General features: G+C 64.3%; 16 protein-coding genes. 1 reads left to right on the top strand and 15 read right to left on the bottom strand.

Annotated elements, in window-relative coordinates; all coding sequences use genetic code 11:
- Positions 1-98: 98 nt before the first annotated feature.
- The 9 genes from gcvP to arcD (ACQKPE_RS21640) form a co-directional block, all read right to left on the bottom strand.
- On the bottom strand, positions 99-2,951 hold the full coding sequence (gene gcvP / locus ACQKPE_RS21680; protein WP_427668770.1) for an aminomethyl-transferring glycine dehydrogenase: 2,853 nt from the start codon (positions 2,949-2,951) through the stop codon (positions 99-101).
- 11 nt (positions 2,952-2,962) lie between these two features.
- Entirely contained in the window at positions 2,963-3,346 is a 384-nt protein-coding gene (gcvH, locus tag ACQKPE_RS21675; RefSeq protein WP_427668769.1) for a glycine cleavage system protein GcvH, read from the bottom strand.
- 312 nt (positions 3,347-3,658) lie between these two features.
- Positions 3,659-4,864, bottom strand: a complete 1,206-nt coding sequence (gene gltS / locus ACQKPE_RS21670) for a sodium/glutamate symporter (RefSeq protein WP_427668768.1) — start codon at positions 4,862-4,864, stop codon at positions 3,659-3,661.
- 293 nt (positions 4,865-5,157) lie between these two features.
- Positions 5,158-6,666: a sigma-54-dependent transcriptional regulator gene (locus ACQKPE_RS21665; protein ID WP_427668767.1), complete on the bottom strand. Its 1,509-nt coding sequence runs from the start codon at positions 6,664-6,666 to the stop codon at positions 5,158-5,160.
- Between the two features lie 164 nt (positions 6,667-6,830).
- Positions 6,831-7,205, bottom strand: a complete 375-nt coding sequence (locus ACQKPE_RS21660) for a DUF5064 family protein (protein WP_427668766.1) — start codon at positions 7,203-7,205, stop codon at positions 6,831-6,833.
- Between the two features lie 54 nt (positions 7,206-7,259).
- Positions 7,260-8,189, bottom strand: coding sequence for a carbamate kinase (arcC, locus tag ACQKPE_RS21655; protein WP_427668765.1), 930 nt, complete (start codon positions 8,187-8,189; stop codon positions 7,260-7,262).
- Between the two features lie 50 nt (positions 8,190-8,239).
- The gene (locus tag ACQKPE_RS21650) at positions 8,240-9,250 is read right to left on the bottom strand and encodes an ornithine carbamoyltransferase (protein ID WP_427668764.1); all 1,011 of its coding nucleotides are present in this window, start codon (positions 9,248-9,250) and stop codon (positions 8,240-8,242) included.
- A 66-nt stretch (positions 9,251-9,316) separates the two neighbouring features.
- The gene (gene arcA, locus ACQKPE_RS21645) at positions 9,317-10,570 is read right to left on the bottom strand and encodes an arginine deiminase (protein ID WP_427668763.1); all 1,254 of its coding nucleotides are present in this window, start codon (positions 10,568-10,570) and stop codon (positions 9,317-9,319) included.
- Positions 10,571-10,603: 33 nt separating this feature from the next.
- Positions 10,604-12,031 (bottom strand): arginine-ornithine antiporter, encoded by a 1,428-nt coding sequence (gene arcD / locus ACQKPE_RS21640; RefSeq protein WP_427668762.1) that lies wholly within the window; start codon positions 12,029-12,031, stop codon positions 10,604-10,606.
- A 435-nt stretch (positions 12,032-12,466) separates the two neighbouring features.
- Between arcD (ACQKPE_RS21640) and arcD (ACQKPE_RS21635) the strand changes: the two genes are divergently transcribed.
- The gene (arcD, locus tag ACQKPE_RS21635) at positions 12,467-13,894 is read left to right on the top strand and encodes an arginine-ornithine antiporter (protein ID WP_427668761.1); all 1,428 of its coding nucleotides are present in this window, start codon (positions 12,467-12,469) and stop codon (positions 13,892-13,894) included.
- A 91-nt stretch (positions 13,895-13,985) separates the two neighbouring features.
- On the opposite strand, the gene ACQKPE_RS21630 is transcribed toward arcD (ACQKPE_RS21635), so the two are convergent.
- From ACQKPE_RS21630 to ACQKPE_RS21605, 6 genes are all read right to left on the bottom strand, one after another.
- Complete coding sequence (locus ACQKPE_RS21630) at positions 13,986-15,323, bottom strand: CoA transferase (RefSeq protein ID WP_427668760.1); 1,338 nt, start codon at positions 15,321-15,323, stop codon at positions 13,986-13,988.
- Between the two features lie 58 nt (positions 15,324-15,381).
- On the bottom strand, positions 15,382-15,792 hold the full coding sequence (locus ACQKPE_RS21625) for a YbaN family protein (RefSeq protein WP_427668759.1): 411 nt from the start codon (positions 15,790-15,792) through the stop codon (positions 15,382-15,384).
- Positions 15,793-15,844: 52 nt separating this feature from the next.
- The gene (locus ACQKPE_RS21620; protein ID WP_427668758.1) at positions 15,845-16,450 is read right to left on the bottom strand and encodes a biliverdin-producing heme oxygenase; all 606 of its coding nucleotides are present in this window, start codon (positions 16,448-16,450) and stop codon (positions 15,845-15,847) included.
- 207 nt (positions 16,451-16,657) lie between these two features.
- On the bottom strand, positions 16,658-19,243 hold the full coding sequence (locus ACQKPE_RS21615) for a TonB-dependent receptor (protein ID WP_427668757.1): 2,586 nt from the start codon (positions 19,241-19,243) through the stop codon (positions 16,658-16,660).
- A gap of 125 nt (positions 19,244-19,368) precedes the next feature.
- Positions 19,369-20,331, bottom strand: coding sequence for a FecR family protein (locus tag ACQKPE_RS21610; RefSeq protein ID WP_427668756.1), 963 nt, complete (start codon positions 20,329-20,331; stop codon positions 19,369-19,371).
- A 103-nt stretch (positions 20,332-20,434) separates the two neighbouring features.
- Positions 20,435-20,947, bottom strand: coding sequence for an RNA polymerase sigma factor (locus ACQKPE_RS21605; RefSeq protein WP_427668755.1), 513 nt, complete (start codon positions 20,945-20,947; stop codon positions 20,435-20,437).
- Positions 20,948-21,155 lie beyond the last annotated feature (208 nt).

Here is a 21,155-nt window from a genome sequence, read left to right as displayed (position 1 = left end):
AACACCGCTACGCCGATGCCGGTCATCATCCCCGACCTGCCGAGCAAGCCCGCTCCTACAGAGGCCCGCCACCCAAGCCAGGCAGCGGGGAGGGGCTATCAGGCGTCCTGATAGCTCTCGATCGACGGGCAAGCGCACACTAGGTTGCGGTCGCCGAACACGTTGTCGACACGCCCGACCGGTGGCCAGTACTTGCCTTCCACCAGGCTCGCCAGCGGGTACACCGCCTGCTCGCGGCTGTAGCCATGGGCCCATTCGCCAACCAGCTCGGCCGCTGTGTGCGGGGCGTTCTTCAGCGGGTTGTCGTCCTTGTCCAGGCTACCGTTCTCTACCGCGCGAATTTCCTCGCGGATCTTGATCATCGCGTCGCAGAAACGGTCCAGTTCTTCCTTGGACTCGCTTTCGGTCGGTTCGATCATCAGCGTGCCGGCCACTGGGAACGACATGGTCGGGGCGTGGAAGCCGAAGTCGATCAGGCGCTTGGCCACGTCGTCGACGCTGATGCCGCTGGTGTCCTTGAGTGGGCGCAGGTCGAGGATGCATTCATGGGCGACCAGGCCATTGCCGCCGGTGTACAGCACAGGATAGTGCTCTTCCAGGCGACGGGCGATGTAGTTGGCGTTGAGGATAGCCATTTGCGAAGCACGCTTGAGGCCCGAGCCACCCATCATGCGGATGTACATCCAGGTGATCGGCAGGATGCTGGCGCTGCCGAACGGCGCTGCGCAAACGGCGCCTTCGGTGTTGGCCAGGGTCGCGTGGCCGGGCAGGAACGGCGCCAGGTGCGACTTCACGCCAATCGGGCCGACGCCTGGGCCGCCACCGCCGTGGGGGATGCAGAAGGTCTTGTGCAGGTTCAGGTGCGAGACGTCGCCGCCGAACTTGCCCGGGGCGCACAGGCCGACCATGGCGTTCATGTTGGCGCCGTCGATGTACACCTGGCCGCCGTTGTCGTGGATGATTTCGCAGATCTCGCCGACCGCTTCCTCGAACACGCCGTGGGTGGACGGGTAGGTGATCATGATCGCGGCCAGGCGCTCACGGTGCTCGATGGCCTTGGCGCGCAGGTCGTCGATGTCGACGTTGCCGCGGGCGTCGCAAGCGGTGACCACCACGCGCATGCCGGCCATGTTGGCGGTAGCAGGGTTGGTGCCGTGGGCCGAGGACGGGATCAGGCAAATGTCGCGATGGCCTTCGCCACGGCTGCGGTGGTAGGCGCGAATGGCCAGCAGGCCTGCGTATTCGCCTTGGGAGCCCGCGTTCGGTTGCAGCGACACGGCGTCATAGCCGGTGGCGGCGCACAGCATGGCTTCAAGCTCAGTGGTCATTTCCAGGTAACCCTGGCTCTGCTCTGCCGGGGCGAACGGGTGCAGGTTGCCGAACTCGGCCCAGGTCACCGGGATCATCTCGCTGGCGGCGTTGAGCTTCATGGTGCACGAGCCCAGCGGGATCATGCTGCGGTCCAGCGCCAGGTCCTTGTCGGCCAGGCGGCGCAGGTAGCGCATCAGCTCGGTTTCGCTGTGGTAGCGGTTGAACACTGGGTGCTCGAGGATCGCCGACTGGCGCAGCAGGGCGGATGGCAGGCGGCTGGCGGTGCTGGCCAGGCTTGCGAATTCAGGCGGCGTCTGGCCGTTGGAGAACAGGCACCACAGGGCTTCGACGTCGGCCTGGGTGCTGGTTTCGTCGAGCGACAGGCCCAGGTGGGCGGCGTCGATCTGACGCAGGTTGATGCCGACGGCGCGGGCCTTGTCGTGCAGGGCTGCGGTGGCGTCACCGGTGGCCAGGGCCAGGGTGTCGAAGAAGGCCCCGGTCTCGACCTTCACGCCCAGGCTTTCAAGGCCGGCAGCGAGGATGGCGGTGAGCGCGTGGGTGCGCTCGGCAATGCGCTTGAGGCCGGCTGGGCCGTGGTACACGGCGAACATGCTGGCGATGTTGGCCAGCAGCACCTGGGCGGTGCAGATGTTGCTGGTGGCCTTCTCGCGGCGGATGTGCTGCTCGCGGGTTTGCATGGCCAGGCGCAGGGCGGTCTTGCCGAAGCGGTCGATCGACACGCCGACCAGGCGGCCTGGCATGTCGCGCTTGAAGGCGTCGCGGGTGGCGAAGTAGGCCGCGTGCGGGCCACCGAAGCCCAGTGGCACGCCGAAGCGCTGGGCGCTGCCGATGGCCACGTCGGCGCCGAACTTGCCCGGCGGGGTCAGCAGGGTCAGGGCCAGCAGGTCGGCCGCCACGGCCACCAGGGCGCCCGCTGCATGGAAGCGTTCTACCAGCTCGCGGTAGTCGAACACGTCACCGTTGCTGGCCGGGTATTGCAGCACAGCGCCGAAGAAGGCCGACACGTCGCCCAGTTCGCGCTCGTCGCCCACGACCACTTCGATACCCAGCGGCTCGGCACGGGTGCGCAGCACGTCGAGGGTTTGCGGGTGGCAGTGCACGGAGGCGAAGAAGGCGTGGCTGGCCTTGTTCTTCGACAGGCGCTTGCAGAAGGTCATGGCCTCGGCCACGGCGGTGGCTTCGTCGAGCAGGGAGGCGTTGGCGATCGGCAGGCCGGTGAGGTCGCTGATCAGGGTCTGGAAGTTCAGCAGTGCTTCCAGGCGGCCCTGGGAAATTTCTGGCTGGTACGGGGTGTAGGCGGTGTACCAGGCCGGGTTTTCCAGCAGGTTGCGCAGGATCGGCGCTGGCGTGTGGGTGTTGTAGTAACCCTGGCCGATGAAGCTCTTGAACAGCTGGTTCTTGCTGGCGATGGCCTTCAGCGCGGCGAGGGCATCGGCTTCGCTCTGGCCGTCGTGGCTGCCGAGTACGCTGGTGCCTTTGATGCTGTCAGGGATGACAGCATCGGTCATGGCCTCCAGGCTGTCGAAGCCCAGGGTCGCGAGCATGGCCTGCTCGTCAGCGGTGCGTGGGCCGATGTGGCGGGCGATGAATTCGTTGGCGGTGCCGAGGTTGATGGTCATGGTTGGGTTCCTCAGGCGTCGTCGTTGGCTTTGAGCAGGCGGTCGTAGGCGGCTTGGTCGAGCAGGGCGTTCACTTCGCTGGCGTCGGTGGGTTTGAAGCGGAAGAACCAGCCTTCACCCAGTGGGTCGTCGTTGACCAGCTCCGGGCTGTCGTTGAGCGCATCGTTGACGCCCACTACTTCGCCAGCCAGTGGCATGTACACGCCGCTGGCGGCTTTGACCGATTCGACGGTGGAGGCTTCGGCGCCTTTGTCGTAATGCTGCAGCTCAGGCAGTTGCACGAAGACCACATCACCCAAGGCGTTCTGGGCGTAGGCGGTGATGCCCACGGTGACGCTGCCATCGGCTTCGACGCGCAGCCATTCGTGATCTTCGGTGAAACGCAACTCGCTCATGGGAATTCCTCGGGAAGCAGGGGGCGTGGGCGCGGTGGGCCGCGCTCTGAAGTTGCGTTTTCTTAGCAATAATGCGGCCATTTTTAATATTTATTATAAATATCAATGACTTAAGTATTTTTATGAAAGATCGCTGGCAGCGCTTTGTAATGAAAACGCTACAGCTTGAGAGGGAAAAGAAAGGCGGGCAGGATCAAACCCTTGTAGAACGATCCCGAGAATGGATGTATTGAATTCGATACGATGTATTGAATTCAATACGGTCTGGCCGGGGCACGGCTGCGGATTGCCCGCCAGCCGTGCCGGTTGTAGTCAGAGTGCGCTGAAGAAGGGCAGCGCCAGGTACAGCTTGATGACGATCACATTGATGATGTCGATGAAGAACGCGCCCACCATCGGCACGACGAGGAAGGCGATCTGCGACGGGCCATAGCGTTGCGTCACGGCCTGCATGTTGGCGATCGCCGTCGGCGTGGCACCCAGCCCGAAACCGCAGTGCCCGGCGGCCAGCACGGCGGCATCGTAGTTGCTGCCCATGACGCGGAAGGTCACGAAGATGGCGAACAGCGCCATGACCAGGGTCTGTGCCGTCAGCAGGATGAGGAACGGCATGGCCAGGGCGGCCAGGTCCCACAGTTTCAGCGACATCAGAGCGATTGCCAGGAACAGCGACAGGCTGACGTTCCCCAGCACCGACACTTCGCGCTCGAACACCTGGTACAGGCCGAACAGCGAGAGCCCGTTACGCAGCAGTACGCCGGTGAACAGCACACAGACGAAGGTCGGCAGTTCGAAGGCCGTACCGCTCAGCAGCCCTTGCAGCAGGTAGCCGCCTTGCAGGCTGATGGCGATCAGCGCGAGGGTTTCGATCATCGAGATGGGGGTGATCAGGCGCTCGGTGTCCGGCTCCTCGAAACCCTTGGGCAAATGTGCCTGGCCATGCCCCTGGCCAGGGGTTTTTACCCGGCCGATCAGCAGGCGCGCGACAGGGCCGCCGATCAGGCCGCCCAGCACCAGGCCGAAGGTTGCGCTGGCCAGTGCCAGTTCGGTCGCCGAAGGCAGGCCGTACTGCTCGGTGAAGGTCGCGCCCCAAGCGGCACTGGTGCCGTGGCCGCCCGACAGCGAGATCGAGCCGGACAGCAGGCCCATCAGCGGGTCGAGGCCCAGTGCGGTGGCCAGGCCGATGCCCAGGGCGTTCTGCACCAGCAGCAGCCCAGTGACCGCGGCCAGGAAGATCAGCACGATACGTCTGCCTTTCTTCAGGCTGGCGAGGTCGGCGCTGAGCCCGATGGTGGCGAAGAATGCCAGCATCAGCGGTGTTTGCAGGGAGGTATCGAAGCGTACATGGATGTCGAAGTTCCGCAGTGCCAGCAGTACCAGGGCGATAACCAGGCCGCCGGCGACAGGTTCGGGGATGTTGTACAACCGCAGGAATTTCACGCGTGTAACCAGGCCGCGTCCCAGCAATAGCACCAGGGAGGCCGCCACGAGTGTTCCATAGAAATCAAGCTCAAGCATTTTGCGTACTCTTTGTTCTGATCGAGGTCACCCAGGGGTGGGGGCGCCTCTTGCGCAGATAGACTCAACGCTTCGCTCGCCAGCAGGGTGTCGCCCGGCTGGCGCAACAAGCGGCTGAACGTGGGTCTTCAGGCAGTTGCTCGACCGCGCAGGGTCGTGCCGCCGCTTTTTTGCGGCAGCAATGTTAGGGAGGCGGGCGTGGGATGCTTATCGGAAAAGTCTGAAAGATTCCGGGAATCGACGATATTCCGGCCGGTGTTGTGACTTAAGTCATCGGGCGTTGCAAGTTCAGGTCAGGCCTTGTTGGGAATCCCGTACTTGCGCAGCCGCTGGGCAATGGCGGTGTGCGAGGTTTGCAAGCGCGCCGCCAGCAGCCGGGTCGACGGATAGCTGGCATACAGGCGTTGCAGCAGCTCGCGCTCGAAGCTACCGACGGCTTGCTCCAGGCTCGCCACCTCGCCGTCCTGGCCCCGTGCCACCGAGGTGCCAGCGATGTCCAGGTCGCCGATATCCACCAGGCTGCCCTCGCAGATGGCGGCGGCGCGGAAGATCACGTTCTGCAACTGACGCACGTTGCCTGGCCAAGGGTTGGCCAGCAGCGCCGAGTGGGTGGCTGGGGTGAGGCGACAGGCTGGGCGCTGGATCTGCGTGCAGGCCTGCTGCATGAAGAAGTGCGCCAGCATCAGGATGTCCTGGCCGCGCTCGCGCAGCGGCGGCACTTGCAGGTTGAGGACGTTGAGGCGGTAGAACAGGTCTTCGCGGAAGGTGCCCTCGGCGACCATGCGCTCGAGGTTGCGGTGGGTGGCGCTGATGATTCGCACATTCACCTTCACCTCGCGGTCGCCCCCCACCCGGCGGAAGCTGCCATCGCTGAGAAAACGCAGGAGCTTGGCCTGTAGGTAAGGCGACATCTCGCCGATTTCGTCGAGGAACACCGTGCCCTGGTTGGCCAGTTCCATCAGCCCTGGCTTGCCGCCGCGTTGCGCGCCGGTGAAGGCGCCGGGGGCGTAGCCGAACAGCTCGCTCTCGGCCAGGTTCTCGGGCAGCGCGGCGCAGTTGAGCGCAAGGAACGGCGCGCCATGGCGGCTGCTGATGGCATGGCAGGCGCGGGCCACCAGCTCCTTGCCGGTGCCGGTTTCGCCATGTACCAGCAGCGGGGCGTCCAGCGCGGCCACGCGCAGGGCGCGGGCCTTGAGGGTGCGGATGGCGGGGGAGTCGCCGAGCATCGCATCGAAGCCTTCGGCGTGGTCGTGGTGCAGGGCCGACAGGCGTTCGCCCATGCGTGTGGGCGGGTAGAGGGTCAGCAGGCCACCAGCGTTGGTGATGGGCGTAGCGTCCAGCAGCAGGCTCTGGCCGTTGAGTTGCATCTCGCGCATCGGCAGGTGGAAGTTGTTGTCCAGCAGGGCCTGCAGCAGGCCATCGTCGCCGAACAGCTCGCCCACCGAGCGGCCGGCCGACTCGCGCCCACACAGGGCGATAAGCGCCGGGTTGGCCAACAGCACCTGGCCGGCGCTGTCCACCGCCAGCACGGGGTCGCTCATGGCCGCCAGCAGGGCATCGAGCTGCAAGTGGCGACGTTGCCCGGGAAGGATGTCGACCACCTGCACCGACTGCACGCCATGCACCTCGAACAGGGCGTCGTGCAGCTCTTCGAGCACGGCTGGGCTCAGGGTGGGGGCGTCGATGTAGACGTTCGGCGGCACCATCTCCACTGCATCGAGGTTGAGGTTGCGGGCACCGAGCAGGGCCAGGACTTCCTGGGTGATGCCGACGCGGTCGATGAAGCTGACGTGGATGCGCATGGGTGTACGAACAGTGAACGGCGGGGGGCCAGTATGCCTTGAGTGGGGGATCAGCCCAAGGTCGGCGGCGCGTCATTCGCGGGCAAGCCCGCTCCTACAAGTACCCCACCGCTTTCAAGGACAGTGGGATACCTGTAGGAGCGGGCTTGCCCGCGAAGGCGGTATCAGGGATTACCCAGATGCTCAGGCTTGACCGGGTCGCCGGACTTCACGTCGAGTTTCTCGCGAATATCCTCGAACATCGCGTCATACAGCGGGTGTGGAGAAGGCAGAGCCTCGAATTTCTTCGGCGCTGGCAGGTGCGCCTGGGCCCTGCGGGTCAGCACCATGAGAAAGCTGGGCAGCACTTCGTCCTTGGCCAGGAAGAATTTCTCGTCCACCGGCTTGCCTTCGATACTGCCGTGCATGCGGAACTGGATGCCACGACCGTTGCTGGAGTCTTGAGTGGCCTCGTACTCGATGTTCAAGTCATAGCTGTGGTCAGCTGTGTTCAGCGCCGTGCGCTCGATATGAACATGGCCGGGCTTGAATTGAGCCATGGCATTACCCTCTGGAAGCTTGAAAACGGCGGGCACTTGGCCCGCCAACCGCATTCAACGGTAGCTGATTCCCGGCTTCGCCGTTGAAACTCGCGTACCGGCAGTGCCTTTGACGATGTCCTCGATGTTCTCCAGCGAACTGATAACCGCCACCTTGCCGGTCTGCCGGGCGAAGTCGCAGGCGGCCTGCACCTTCGGCCCCATTGACCCAGCGGCGAAGCCCAGGCGTTCGAGCTCGTCCGGGTGTGCCTGGGCGATGGCCTTCTGCGTAGGCTGCTTGAAGTCGATGTAGGCGGCATCGACATCGGTGGCGATCACCAGCAGGTCGGCCTCCAGCTGCTCGGCCAGCAGCGCCGAGCACAGGTCCTTGTCGATGACCGCCTCCACGCCCTTGAGCTTGTGGTTTTCGTCGTACATCGTGGGAATGCCGCCACCGCCTGCGCAGATCACGATGCTGTTCTTTTCCAACAGCCACTTGATCGGGCGGATCTCGAAGATGCGCTTGGGCTTGGGGCTGGCGACCACGCGGCGATACTTGTCGCCGTCGGGCTTGACCACCCAGCCTTTCTCCTTGGCCAGGCGCTCGGCTTCTTCCTTGGCATACACCGGCCCGATGAACTTGGTCGGGTCCTTGAAGGCCGGGTCGTTGGCATCTACCTCGACCTGGGTCAGCAGGGTGGCGAAGGGCACTTCGAAGTCCAGCAGGTTGCCCAGTTCCTGTTCGATCATATAGCCGATCATGCCTTCGGTCTCGGCGCCGAGCACGTCCAGCGGGTAGGCCTCGTCGGGCTTGTAGGCCAGGCCCTGGAGCGACAGCAGGCCGACCTGCGGGCCATTGCCGTGGGCGACCACCAGCTGGTTGCCGGGGTGGATCTTGGCAATTTGCTCAGCGGCGGTACGGATATTGGCGCGCTGGTTGTCGGCGGTCATTGGCTCGCCGCGGCGCAGTAGGGCGTTGCCGCCCAATGCAACAACGATACGCATGGGGAATGTCCTTTAGCAAAAGAGGGGGCCGCGCTGCGGCCCCTGTGGCCTTAGAGATCGGCCAGTGTCGACACCAGGATCGCCTTGATGGTGTGCATGCGGTTTTCCGCTTGCTCGAAGGCGATACAGGCCGACGACTCGAACACGTCGTCGGTCACCTCGATGCCATTGGCCAGGTGCGGGTACTTCTCGGCGATCTGCTTGCCCACCTTGGTCTCGCTGTTGTGGAACGCCGGCAGGCAGTGCATGAACTTGCTGCGCGGGTTGCCGGTGGCCTTCATCAGTTCCTTGTTCACCTGGTACGGCAGCAGCTGTTCGATACGCTCGCCCCAGGCCTCGACTGGCTCACCCATCGACACCCACACATCGGTGTGCACGAAGTCCACGCCCTTTACCGCGGCCTTCGGGTCCTCGGTCAGGGTGATGCGCGCACCGCTTTCCTCTGCGTACTGCTTGCAGCGATCGACCAGGTCGTCGTGGGGCCACAGCGCCTTGGGCGCGGCGATGCGTACGTCCATGCCCAGCTTGGCGCCGATCAGCAGCAGCGAGTTGCCCATGTTGTTGCGGGCATCGCCCAGGTAGGCGTAGCTGATGTCGTGCAGCGGCTTGTCGCTGTGCTCACGCATGGTCAGCACGTCGGCGATCATCTGGGTGGGGTGGTATTCGTCGGTCAGGCCGTTGAACACTGGCACCCCGGCGAACTTGGCCAGTTCCTCGACGATTTCCTGTTTGAAGCCACGGTATTCGATGGCGTCGTACATGCGCCCGAGCACCCGGGCGGTGTCCTTCATGCTTTCCTTGTGGCCGATCTGCGAGGAGTTGGGGTCGATGTAGGTGACGTTGGCGCCTTGGTCATAGGCGGCCACCTCGAAGGCGCAGCGGGTGCGGGTGGAGGTTTTCTCGAAGATCAGGGCGATGTTGTTGCCCTTCAGGTGCTGCTGCTCGGTGCCGGTGTACTTGGCGCGCTTGAGGTCGCGGGACAGGTCCAGCAGGTAGCGCAGCTCGCGCGTAGTGTGGTGCTCCAGGCTGAGCAGGTTGCGGTTATGGATGTTGAACGCCATGACGGTACTCCTTGAATTCGTTGAAGCGCCCGGCCGGGCTTGTGCATACGGCCGGACGCAGGTGCATCAGTAGTCGATGGGGTCGCGCACGATCGGGCAGGTCATGCAGTGGCCGCCGCCGCGACCGCGGCCCAGCTCGCCGGCGCTGATGGTGATGACCTCGATGCCGGCCTTGCGCAGCAGGGTGTTGGTGTAGGTGTTGCGGTCGTAGCCGATGACCACGCCGGGCTCCAGGGCCACCACGTTGTTGCCGTCGTCCCACTGCTCGCGCTCGGCGGCGAAGCTGTTGCCGCCGGTCTCGACGACGCGCAATTTCACGCCCAGCTGCTCGCCGACCACCTCGATGAACGACTTGTTGATGCGGCGCACGTCCATGCCATAGGGCTTGCTTTCATCCGGGCGGATGATGAACGGCACGATTTCGTTCACCACCTCGGGGAAGACCGTTACCAGGTCGCGGTCGCAGAAGCTGAACACGGTGTCCAGGTGCATGGCGGCGCGGGATTTCGGCAGGCCAGCGACGATCACTTCCTTCACCGCGCCCTTGGCGAACAGGTTACGTGCCAGTTGGCCGATGGCCTGGCGCGAGGTGCGCTCGCCCATGCCGATCAACACGATGCCCTTGCCGATCGGCATCACGTCGCCGCCTTCGAGGGTGGACTGGCCGTGCTGTTTGTCCGGGTCGCCGTACCACACCTCGAAGTCGGCGTTGGTGAACTCCTTGTGGAACTTGTAGATGGCGGTGGTCAGCAGGGTTTCCTGGCGACGTGCTGGCCAGTACATCGGGTTGAGCGTGACGCCGCCGTAGATCCAGCAGGTGGTGTCGCGGGTGAACTGGGTGTTGGGCAGCGGTGGCAGGATGAAGCTGGAGTGGCCCAGGTAGTCGTTGTACATCTTCACCACTTCGGCGCCTTCACTCTGCGGCAGGTCCTGGCCGGCCACGCCGCCGATCAGGAACTCGGCCAGGTGACGCGGCTCGAGGCCTTCGAGCCAGCTGCGCACTTCGTTGTTCAGGCCTACGCCGACGGTGTCATCGGTGATCTTGCGGTCGAGGATCCATTTCAGCGCTTCGGGCTGCTGCACGATATCGGTCAGCAGGTTGTGCATTTCCAGCACATCGACGCCGCGCTCGCGCATCTTGGTGACGAAGTCGAAGTGGTCGCGCTTGGCCTGGTCGACCCAGATCACATCGTCGAACAACAGCTCGTCGCAGTTGCTCGGGGTCAGCCGCTTATGCGCAAGCCCTGGCGCGCAGACCATCACCTTGCGCAGTTTCCCGGCTTCGGAGTGGACACCGTATTTCTGTTTTTCCGTGGACATGATTGCTTCCTCCAGTAATTGCGAAGACAGGATTCAAAGGGTCAGGAAACCGTCGTACAGGCCGTAGGCCGCCACCAGGGCGCCGAGCACCACGACTGCGAAGATCAGCTTCTCGATACCGGTGAAGATCGGTTGGCCCACTTCACGCTTGGCCTTGGCGAACAGGATCGCGCCAGGGGCATACAGCAGGGCCGAGAGCAGCAGGTATTTCACGCCGCCGGCATACAGCAGCCAGATGGCATACAGCAGGGCGATGCCGCCGATGACCAGGTCCTTGCGCCGCTCGGCCAGGGCCTGCTCGTAGGTTTCGTTGCGCACCGCCAGCAGCACCGCGTAGGCCGCCGACCACAGGTAAGGCACCAGGATCATCGAGGTGGCGAGGTAGATCAGCGACAGGTAGGTGCTGTTGGAAAACAGCGTGATGACCAGGAAGATCTGCACCATGGCGTTGGTCAGCCACAGGGCGTTGGCCGGCACTTGGTTGGCGTTCTCGCGGCGCAGGAACTCCGGCATGGTGTGATCCTTTGCGGCGGCGAACATGATCTCGGCGCACAACAGCACCCACGACAGCAGCGCCCCCAGCAGCGAGATGATCAGGCCGACGCTGATCAGCACCGCACCCCAGTGGCCCACCACATGCTCCAGCACGGCGGCCATCGATGGGTTTTGCAACTTGGCCAGTTCCGGTTGGGTCATCACGCCCATCGACAGCACGTTGACCAGCACCAGGAACAGCAACACGGTGATGAAGCCGATGACCGTGGCCTTGCCCACGTCGGAGCGTTTTTCCGCCCGTGACGAGAAGATGCTCGCGCCCTCGATGCCGATGAACACCCAGACGGTGACCAGCATCATGTTGCGCACCTGGTCCATCACGCTGCCCAGGTCAGGCGAGCCGAGGCCCCAGATGTCGGCGGTGAACACGTCGAGCTTGAAGGCGAACAGGCAGATCAGCGCGAACAGTGCCAGCGGCACCACCTTGGCCACGGTGGTGACCAGGTTGATGAAGGCCGCTTCCTTGATGCCACGCAGCACCAGGAAGTGCACGGCCCACAGCAGGACCGAAGCACCGATCACCGCTGCCGGGGTGTTGCCTTCACCGAACAGCGGGAAGAAGTAGCCCAGGGTGCTGAACAGCAGCACGAAGTAGCCGACGTTGCCCAGCCAGGCGCTGATCCAGTAGCCCCAGGCCGAGGAAAAGCCCATGTAGTCGCCGAAACCGGCCTTGGCATAGGCATACACACCGCCGTCCAGGTCGGGCTTGCGGTTGGCCAGGGTCTGGAACACGAAGGCCAGGGTGAGCATGCCCACCGCGGTGATCGCCCAGCCGATCAGTACCGCCCCGACCCCAGCACTTGCCGCCATGTTCTGTGGCAGCGAAAAGATACCGCCACCAATCATCGAGCCCACGACAAGTGCAACAAGTGCGCCCAGTTTTAGTTTTCCGGGGGAATCAGACATTTAATAACTCCATGCCAGGAGAAAGTTGACATCAGAATAAATCCGACGCCTTGGTCATTCGCTGATGTAGATCAGTTCATGACGCCGCGAAGTGGGAAAAAACCTTCACGCGCCTCCTGGAGAGTGCCGACTAACTGGCTGCAGGCCTTGTGCGCTGGCACCTCCGTGTCCATCTGAAACAAACGCTGCGTTTGGCCTGCGAACTATCACGCTAGCTGCTTTTGGGCTTTTCGCAAATTCTTCTCAACAAACGTCATCATCAATCGGGTATTCGTGATCGATAGCGCAATTGTCATTTTTATCAGGCAAGTGCCATAGACAACTCAGTTATGAGTGCTATAGCTTTAATGGCTTTGTCTAATAAGCGATGCGTATTACTGGCAGTGCTAAAGTTCATTGCTCGATACTCAGGAAGCTATAACTGCGAGGAATTCCATGAGCGAGCCGGGACAGAAATTGCGCCTGGGGGCGCTGATCGCGTTGGTGGTCGGCTCGATGATCGGTGGCGGGATCTTCTCGCTGCCGCAGAACATGGCTGCACGCGCCGACGTGGGCGCCGTCCTGATTGGCTGGGGCATCACGGCAGTGGGCATGCTGGCCTTGGCGTTCGTCTTCCAGAGCCTGGCCAACCGCAAGCCGCAGCTGGACTCTGGGGTATACGCCTACGCCAAGGCCGGCTTTGGCGAATACATGGGGTTTTCCTCGGCCTGGGGCTACTGGATCAGTGCCTGGCTGGGCAACGTCGGCTACTTCGTGCTGCTGTTCAGCACCCTCGGTTTCTACTTCCCGGTGTTCGGTGAGGGCAATACGCCGGTGGCTATCGGCTGCGCCTCGCTGCTGCTGTGGGCCGTGCATTTTCTGGTACTGCGCGGCATCAAGGAGGCGGCCTTCATCAACCAGGTCACCACCGTGGCCAAGGTGGTACCGCTGCTGATCTTCATCGTCATCGCCGCCTTCGCCTTTCGCGCAGACATCTTCACCCGGGATATCTGGGGCCTGGGCAACCCGAAGTTCGGCAGCGTGCTGGAGCAGGTGCGCAACATGATGCTGGTGACGGTGTTCGTGTTCATCGGCATCGAGGGCGCCAGCGTGTATTCGGGCAGGGCGCTGCTGCGCTCGGATGTGGGCAAGGCCACGGTGATCGGTTTTCTCGGCGTGCTGGCGCTATTGGTGCTGGTCAACGTGCTGTCGCTGGGGGTGATGACCCAGCCGGAGCTGGCGCAGTTGCCCAACCCCTCGCTGGCTTCGGTGCTGGAGCATATCGTCGGGCCATGGGGGGCGTTGCTGATCAGTATTGGCCTGGCGGTGTCGTTGTTGGGCGCGTTGTTGTCGTGGGCCTTGCTGTGCGCCGAGATCCTGTTCGCCACGGCGCGGGACAAGACCATGCCGGGCTTTCTGGCGCGCGAGAACGCCAACCATGTGCCGGCCAATGCCCTGTGGCTGACCAACTGCATGATCCAGGGGTTTCTGCTGATCACGCTGTTTTCGGCGGGCACCTACACCAGCCTGATCTACCTGGCGTCGTCGATGATCCTGGTGCCGTACTTCTGGTCGGCAGCCTATGCGCTGCTGCTGGCGTGGCGTGGGGACGGGTATGCGGGGCAGGTGGGTGCGCGGCGCAAGGACTTGCTGGTGGCGGGGTTGGCGCTGGTGTATGCGGTGTGGCTGCTGTACGCCGGGGGGGTGAAGTACCTGCTGCTGTCTGCGTTGCTGTATGCGCCGGGGGTGATCCTGTTCGCGCGGGCCAAGCATGAGCAGGGGCAGGTACTGTTTACCCGCTGGGAGAAGCTGCTTTTCGCGGCGGTGCTGGTGGGGGCTGCGGCGGCGGCCTATGGACTGTATTCGGGCTTGTTGCACCTGTGAATCTTGCGACCCTTTCGCGGGCAAGCCCGCTCCTACAAGGTTTGCGCCGAACCCTGTAGGAGCGGGCTTGCCCGCGAAAGGGCCACAAGATTCACCAGCTCGGTTCGGCCGAACCCAGCTCGCAGGCACCCCTTTCCCAGTGCATATGTGCTTCGCCGACCATTAACGGCCCTTTGACCCGCTGTGCCGGCCCCCAAGGGGTGTTTTCCACAGGTAAAGCCAAATCTGCCGCTGTTTCCTGCGGCATTGGCAAGTCATCGCTCACGGTGCCGTACTCGATCAACAGCTTTGCCGTGCGCGCCAGGGAGAACCGCGACAGGCTTGCCTGGCCCCTGGCCAAGGCGCGGATCACTTCGGCGGCCATCAGATAGCCGGTGGCATGATCCAGCGCCTGCACCGGCAACAGCACCGGGTGCTCGACCTGGCGCCAGCGCATACCTTCGCGGGCGATCCCGGTGCTCATCTGCACCAGGCTGTCGAAGCCTCGGCGCTGGCGCCACGGCCCACTCCAGCCATAGGCGTCGAGGCTGACGTCCACCAACGCCGGGTTGAGCTGGCGTCGCCGCTCATGGCCGTAACCGAGCGTCTCCAGGGCATCGGCTCGGTAACCATGCAGCAGGACGTCCGCCTCGCCCAGCAGCCGCTCGAACACCTGGCGCCCTTGTGCTGTGTGCAGGTCGAGGCGGGCGCAGCGCTTGCCCAAGGTCACCTCGGCTACCACGGCTGGCTCTTCCCAGCCGGGTGGGTCGAGGCGCAGCACCTGGGCGCCGAAACCGGCCAGCACGCGGCTGGCGGTGGGGCCGGCGAGGATGCGCGTCAGGTCGAGCACCTTGATGCCCGCCAACGGCCGCGACGAGCTGCCTTGCCAGGGACGTGGCACGGTTTGCTGGAGGGTTTCGCGCAACACCAGTGGCTCGGCATTTACCGCCTGGCCCTGGGGGTGCTCGCACCACTCGGCCCAGCTGCGCATCTTCGCCGCGCAACCGCCCGCTGCGACCACGGCGCCTTCCAAGGCCTCGGCGTCCCAGTGGGCGACTGCGGCGGCTACCGCGCCACGTTCGGGCGGTACGCCCAGTACCTGCAGGGCCGCCTGGCGATGATGAAGGGCGTTGGTGTGCAGTCGAATCCAGCCATCGCGGGTCGGGTAGTCGCCCGCCATGGCATCCCACAGCGGTGGTGGCTGCCAGCCTTGCGGGCGCAGGCTGGTGGCGAACCAGAACGACGCCAGGCGGCGGTCGACCTGCACCAGAGGGCAATGCTCGGTGTGTCGCTCCTTTAGTTCCGCCAAGGCCAGCCCCACGGCGGCAATGCTGGCAGCGGCCAGGTCGGTGACCGCGAACGTCGAGGGTAGGCTGCCGACGCCTTGCCAGCGCACGACGGGCGGCGCCAGGTTCAATTCGCGGGCGATGGTGTCGAGAAGCAAGGGCATTGAGGATCCTCCGTGTCGGATCCAATTGCAGTACATCTGACGGCGGTACGCAAATCCGTCAGGACTGTACCCCGGCCGAAGGGGCCAGTGGACGCTCGGGGCGTGACCAGATCCACAGGTTGCCCAGGGTCATGCCGGCGATGGCCAGGTACACCGGCCAGTGGTGTTCGAGCAGGGTCAGCATCAGGCCTGCGCACAGCAGCATGCTGATGGTTGCACTGACCTTCGCGCGGCGCTGGATCACTTTGCCGTTGCGCCAGTTGTAGAGGATCGGCCCGAACAGCCGGTGGTTTTCCAGCCAGGCCGAGAGGCGTGGCGAACTGCGCGTGGCGGCCCAGGCGGCGAGCAGGATGAACTCGGTGGTCGGCAGCCCCGGAATGACGATGGCGACCAGGCCGATGCCGAGGCTGACGTAGGCCAGGATCGCATACAGCAGGCGGGCAATGCGGGAGCGGGCGACTTGGGTCATGGTCTCACTGCAAAACGGTCCGGCCACCTGGTTGGTGGCCGGCAGGTGCGTCTCAGGCCAGCGCGGCGTCGGCGGCGTAGGCGTGCTTGAGCAGCTCGGTGAAGCGCTCGAAGGCGGCGACTGCGCCGCGCTCTGCGGCAGCGTCTTCTTCAGGCGAGAGTTCCAGGGCGTCGAGAGTTCGGGTGAATTCCTTCCAGCCTTGGGCACGACCACCTTCCGGCTCGCCCAGGTGACGGGCGCCGAAGCTGTCGGACAGCTCCAGGGCCACGGCACGTTTGATCAGGAACGCGGCGCCCAGTTTGGAGCCTTCGGAGACGAAGATCCAGCCCAGCGCTTCGCCCAGGCTCGGCTTGCCCAGGGCGCCGGCGACCGGGCCGGGCACTTCGGTGTTCAGGTCGGCGAGGTCCAGGCGGGCCTGTTCGGCACGGCAGCGGGCGGCCAGGTCGGGGACGATGGCGATCAGCTGTGGGTCGGTGTACAGGGCCTGCAACTCGGACTGGAACAGGTACTGGGCGACGACGAAGCGGGCGAAGTTTTCGCGGTTCTCGAATGGGGCGTGGGACTTGACCAGGGCGTCCAGCTCGGTGTGCGGCGCGTGGGTGACCTGGTTCAGGCGTTGCGAGCGCAGGGCAGGGCGCTCGGAGGATTCGCGGGTCATGGGTGCATCCTTGGGAAATGAGGTGTCTAGTGACAAGACGAAGGAGAAGACGCGGGACAGTAAAAAAACCTCACCTGGGAGGGAGAGGCATTTGTGTTTGTCATCTGGATTTGTGGTTGCTCATTCGCGGGCAAGCCCGCTCCTACAGGATCTTCGCTACCCCTGTAGGAGCGGGCTTGCCCGCGAGTGAGACGCCTCGGTTATGGATCAGATATCCCACACCACATTGATGGCGAAGTTGCGCCCCGGCATGGTCAGGCGGTCGAGGTTGGCCGGTTGGGTAACGCCGGCCTCGCCCAAGCCGTCGTAGCCACGCACGTCATCCCACTGCCAGTACTTCTTGTCGGTCAGGTTGTACAGGCCTGCGTTGACGGTGACGTCGTCGGTGACCTTGTAGAAGCCGGTCAGGTCCAGCACCCCGTAGCCAGGGGTACGGAACTGGCTGCTGGTGCCGTCGGGGGCGAAGAAGGTGGTGTCGTCGACACGGTTCTTGCGCTTGACCAGGGTCCAGCTCAGCAGGCCGCCGTAGTTCTGTTGCTCATAGCCCAGGCCCATTACTGCGGTCAGCGGGTTGACGCTGTTCAGCGGCTGGCCGTTGTCGTCGTTGCGCCCGTGGGCATAGGCCAGCGAGCCCTGGGTGTACAGGCCTTGCGGCGCGCCGAAGTGGTCGAGGTTCAGACGGCCCTTGAACTCGGCACCCTTGATGGTGGCGTGCTTGATGTTGTTGGCCTGGAAGGTCGAACCCAGGTTGGCCGACTGCACGGCGTCTTCGTTGATGAAGTCGCGGTACTTGTTGTAGAACACCGCCACGTCGAAGTTGCCGGCCTCGAAGTTGCCACGCAGGCCGGTTTCGTAGCTCTTGCTTTTCTCCGGCTCAAGGTTCGGGTTCGGCTCCACGCGATAGCCCAGGCCCGGGTTGTCGAAGCGCCCGTACATGGCCTTGGCGGTCGGGGTGCGGAAGCCTTCGGCGTACTGGCCGTACCAGGTGTAGTGGTCGTTGAAGGCATAGGTCACGCCGAACTTGGGCGAGACGCGGTGCCAGTTCTTGGTCGAGTCGTCGACATCGGTGGGCGCGGTGCCGGTGCCCTGGATACCGCGCAGGAACTCGGCGGTCATCTTCGGCTCCATGCGCGTGTAGTCGTAGCGGGCGCCGGGCAGGAAGGTCCAGTTGTTCCAGCGGATCTCGTCCTGGGCGAACACGCTGTAGGTGTCGATGGTCGGGTCCGGGAAGTCGCTGACCAGCACCTGGCCGTCAGTCGGGCTGTTCTGGCCGACGCTCAGGCAGGAGCCGCCAACCCGCAGGCAGGTGCCGGTGCCGCTGCGCGAGCCGGTGACCTTCTCATGCTTGAGGGTGGTGCCGTAGGTCAGCAGGTGCTCGGTTTCGCCGAGGCTGAAGGCCTTTTCCAGCTGGCCATCGAAGACCCACTGGCGGTCCTTGTAGGTGGTGTCGCGGGTGCGCAGCACGGTGCGGCTGAAGGGGAAGTAGACTTCCTCGGTTTCCTGGTCGGTCTTGGCGATCTGGTAGTTCAGGCTCCACTTCACGTGGTCGGCCACCAGGCTGTTGACGCCAAAGTCGTGGTTGATGCCGAAGCGCTCGCGGGTGACCGTGTCGTTGCCGGCGCGGCTGCGGTACATGCCCAGCCCGGCGCCGTTGGTGAACGGCCCGCCCACTGCACTGAGGATGTTCTGGTCGCGGTCATCCTTGTAGCGCTCGTAGGTGAAACCCAGGCGCGCATCGTCGGCGTAGTTCCAGCCCAGCTTGGCCAGCACGTTGGTGGTGCGCACGTCTTCCGGGTTGGCCTCGGTGCGGGCAAGACCGGTGCCGCTGTGGCTGCCATAGGACTCGGTCTCGTGGCCGTTGCGCTGGCTCAGGTGCAGCAGGCCGTCGAAGTCGCCCTGGCGGCCGGCGACGGTGGCGGAGGTCAACCAGCTTTCGTCGGCCGAGCTGTAGCCGGTCTTCAGGCGGGCACCGACGTCCTTGCCGGGCTTGATGATGTCTTCCGGGTCGAGGGTGTAGTAGCTCACCGCGCCGCCGATGGCGTTGCTGCCATACAGCACCGAGGCCGGGCCGCGCAGAATCTCAACGCGCTTGACGATTTCAGGGTCGACGTAGTTGCGCTGGGTCTGGGCGTAGGGGCCGTAGAAGAAGCTGTCGGGAATCGATACGCCATCGACTTGGGTCAGGATGCGTTCGCCGTCGATACCGCGGATGTTGTAGCCGTTCAGGCCGCTGCGCTGGCCCACGCCACCCACCGACACGCCCGGTTCATAACGCACCAGGTCCTTGATGTCGTTGACGTTCTGGCGGTCCAGTTGCTCGCGGGTCTGCACGCTGACGGTGCTGGGCACCAGGTTGACGTCCTGGGCGCTGCGGGTGGCGCTGATGGTCACCTGTTGCAGGGCGATGGCGTTACCCGACGACTGACGCTCCAGCACCACGTTGCCGTTCCCGATCTTGCGGTAGCTCAGGCCAGTGCCGTTGAGCAGGCGTTGCAGCGCGGCTTCCGGGGCGAACGAGCCTTGCACGCCGGGCGAGGAGACGCCCTCGGCCAGCTCTGCGGAGAAGCCCACCTGCCAACCGGTTACTTCGGTGAACGCGTTGATCGCCGACACCAGCGGCTGCTGGGCGATGGCGAAGCGATAGTCGCCCATGCGCGGGCTGCTGGCCTGGGCCGGTTCCGCTGCCAAGGCCGGCAGGCTGAAGCTGCCGATGGCCAGCAGCGCCAGGGTCAGTAGCGAGAGCTGGCCCATGCGGCGGGAGGAAGGGGACGGGCGGGTTGGACCTGTGGACATCGAAAGCGCTCCCTGTCGCGCGAACTGTTATAGGTGATGACTGTTCTCGTTTTCAAACAAGAATCAGTTGCATTGGCTATAACGAGACGGGCGGGGTTCAGGGATCGCGTAAAAAAAGTTTTCAGCTAGTTGAGAATCACCACGGCGGGGAACTCCTGTAGCTGCGCCGAGGTGATGTGCGCCAGGGCCCGCAGGGTTTCCAGCGGCTGGTCGAGGCGGTAGTTGCCGGTCACCGCGACCTGTTCGAGGCGCTCGTTGCGGTTGATGATCCAGCCGGGGTAGTAGCGGCGCAGTTCGTCGAGCACTTGGCTCAACGGGCAGTTTTCGAACACCAGGCGGCCTTCGATCCAGGCCAGTTCCTTGTGCAGGTCGGCGCGCTGGCGCTGGCCGAACCCATCAGGCCCGACGCTGATGCTGTCGCCGGCGCTCAGGCGAATGCGCTGGTCGCGCTCGCCTTGCAGGTCGACATCGCCGCGCTGCACCCGCACCTGGGCCTGGCCATCGAGGTAGCGCACGGCGAAGTTGGTGTCGCGCACCTGCGCGCGCAGTGGCCCGGCCTGGACCTCCAGCGGTTGCTGGCTGCCGCCGGGTACTTCGAAGAACGCCTCGCCCTGCAACAGGCGGGCGACCTGGCGGCCTTCGCGCAGGTCGCTGGCGAAGGCCGAGTTGGTGTTGAGCAGCACCTTGGCGCCGTCGTCCAGTTGCAGGCGCTGGCGTTCGCCGACCACAGTCAGGTGGTCGGCTTGCAGGCGTACCGGCAGGTTGCCAAAGGTGAACAGCCCGACCAGCAGCACGGCGGCGGTGGCCAGGGGTTTCCAGTGACGGCGCAGGCGCCCGCCGAGCGAGCGGCGTTGTTGTTGGTGCAGTTGCCCGGCAGCCTGGTGCAGGGCATTGCCATTCCATAGCGCCTCGGCCTCGACGTAGGCCTGGGCGTTGAACTCATTGGCACCCAACCAGGTTTCGAAGGCCTCGGTGTCGGCTTCGCTGGCGCATTGCAGGCGAATCAGCCAGTCCTGCGCCTCTTCCTGGGCGCGAGCACGGGCATCAGCCTCGGCGGGCGACGCAGGAGGGGAATCGCGGTCGGTCACGGTGGGTCCTTGCTGGGATTTGGTGCAAATGATCGTGGCTGTGTTGCGCCATGGCAAGGGCCTTGCCGATTTAGCAAGCTACCAGGCGGCGAGCGGTCGCCACTCACTTCAGGCGCTCGGCCACGCCCATGCAGATGGCCATGATCAGTTTCAGTTCTTTCTGCACGGTACTGGCGGACACCTGCAACTGCTCGGCGATCTCCAGGTAGCTGGCGCCATGCAGGCGGCTGAGGATGAAGATGCGCTGCTGGCGCGCGGTGAGCTGGGACAGGCTGACGCTCAGGTGCTTGAGCAATTGCTCGGCATGGGCGGCGTCCTCGCTGCTGCCCAGGGGCGCGGCGACGTTGTGCAGCACCTGTTCAGGTACATCGTCGACCAGCGTGCGTGCTTGCACACGGCGTGCGCGCAGGTGGTCGAGCGCCAGATTGCGCGCGGTCTGGAACACGAACGGCTCGAGGTGCTCGATGGGGTGCTCGCCCAGGGCGCGGGTAACCCGCAGATAGGTCTCCTGCAGCAGGTCTTCCGCGGTACTGGGGTTGCCCACCATGCGTTGCAGCGTGCGCAGCAGGGTGAGGCGCTGGGTAAGGAAGACGGAGTTGAATCGGGACTGACTCACGGGGAAACCTGGCCGATGAGGGGTGAATGATAATGCTTATCATCCATGCCTCAGGTCAAGGGCAGAAATGTCATGAACAGGTAAAGGTTCGTGACGTCTGCACCGGCCTCTTCTGTAAGCGCGCGACGGGTTTGGCACCGCAAGACGCGCTGTTTGGCACCGGCAGAGCCCACGAGCCGCCCCCTCTAGCCCTTTCTGTAGCGCCAGT

The sequence above is a fragment of the Pseudomonas sp. NPDC089554 genome (assembly GCF_050280645.1).
GTDB lineage: Bacteria > Pseudomonadota > Gammaproteobacteria > Pseudomonadales > Pseudomonadaceae > Aquipseudomonas.
Note: the sequence above shows the minus strand (reverse complement) of the source record. Positions and strands in the feature narration are given on the sequence as shown.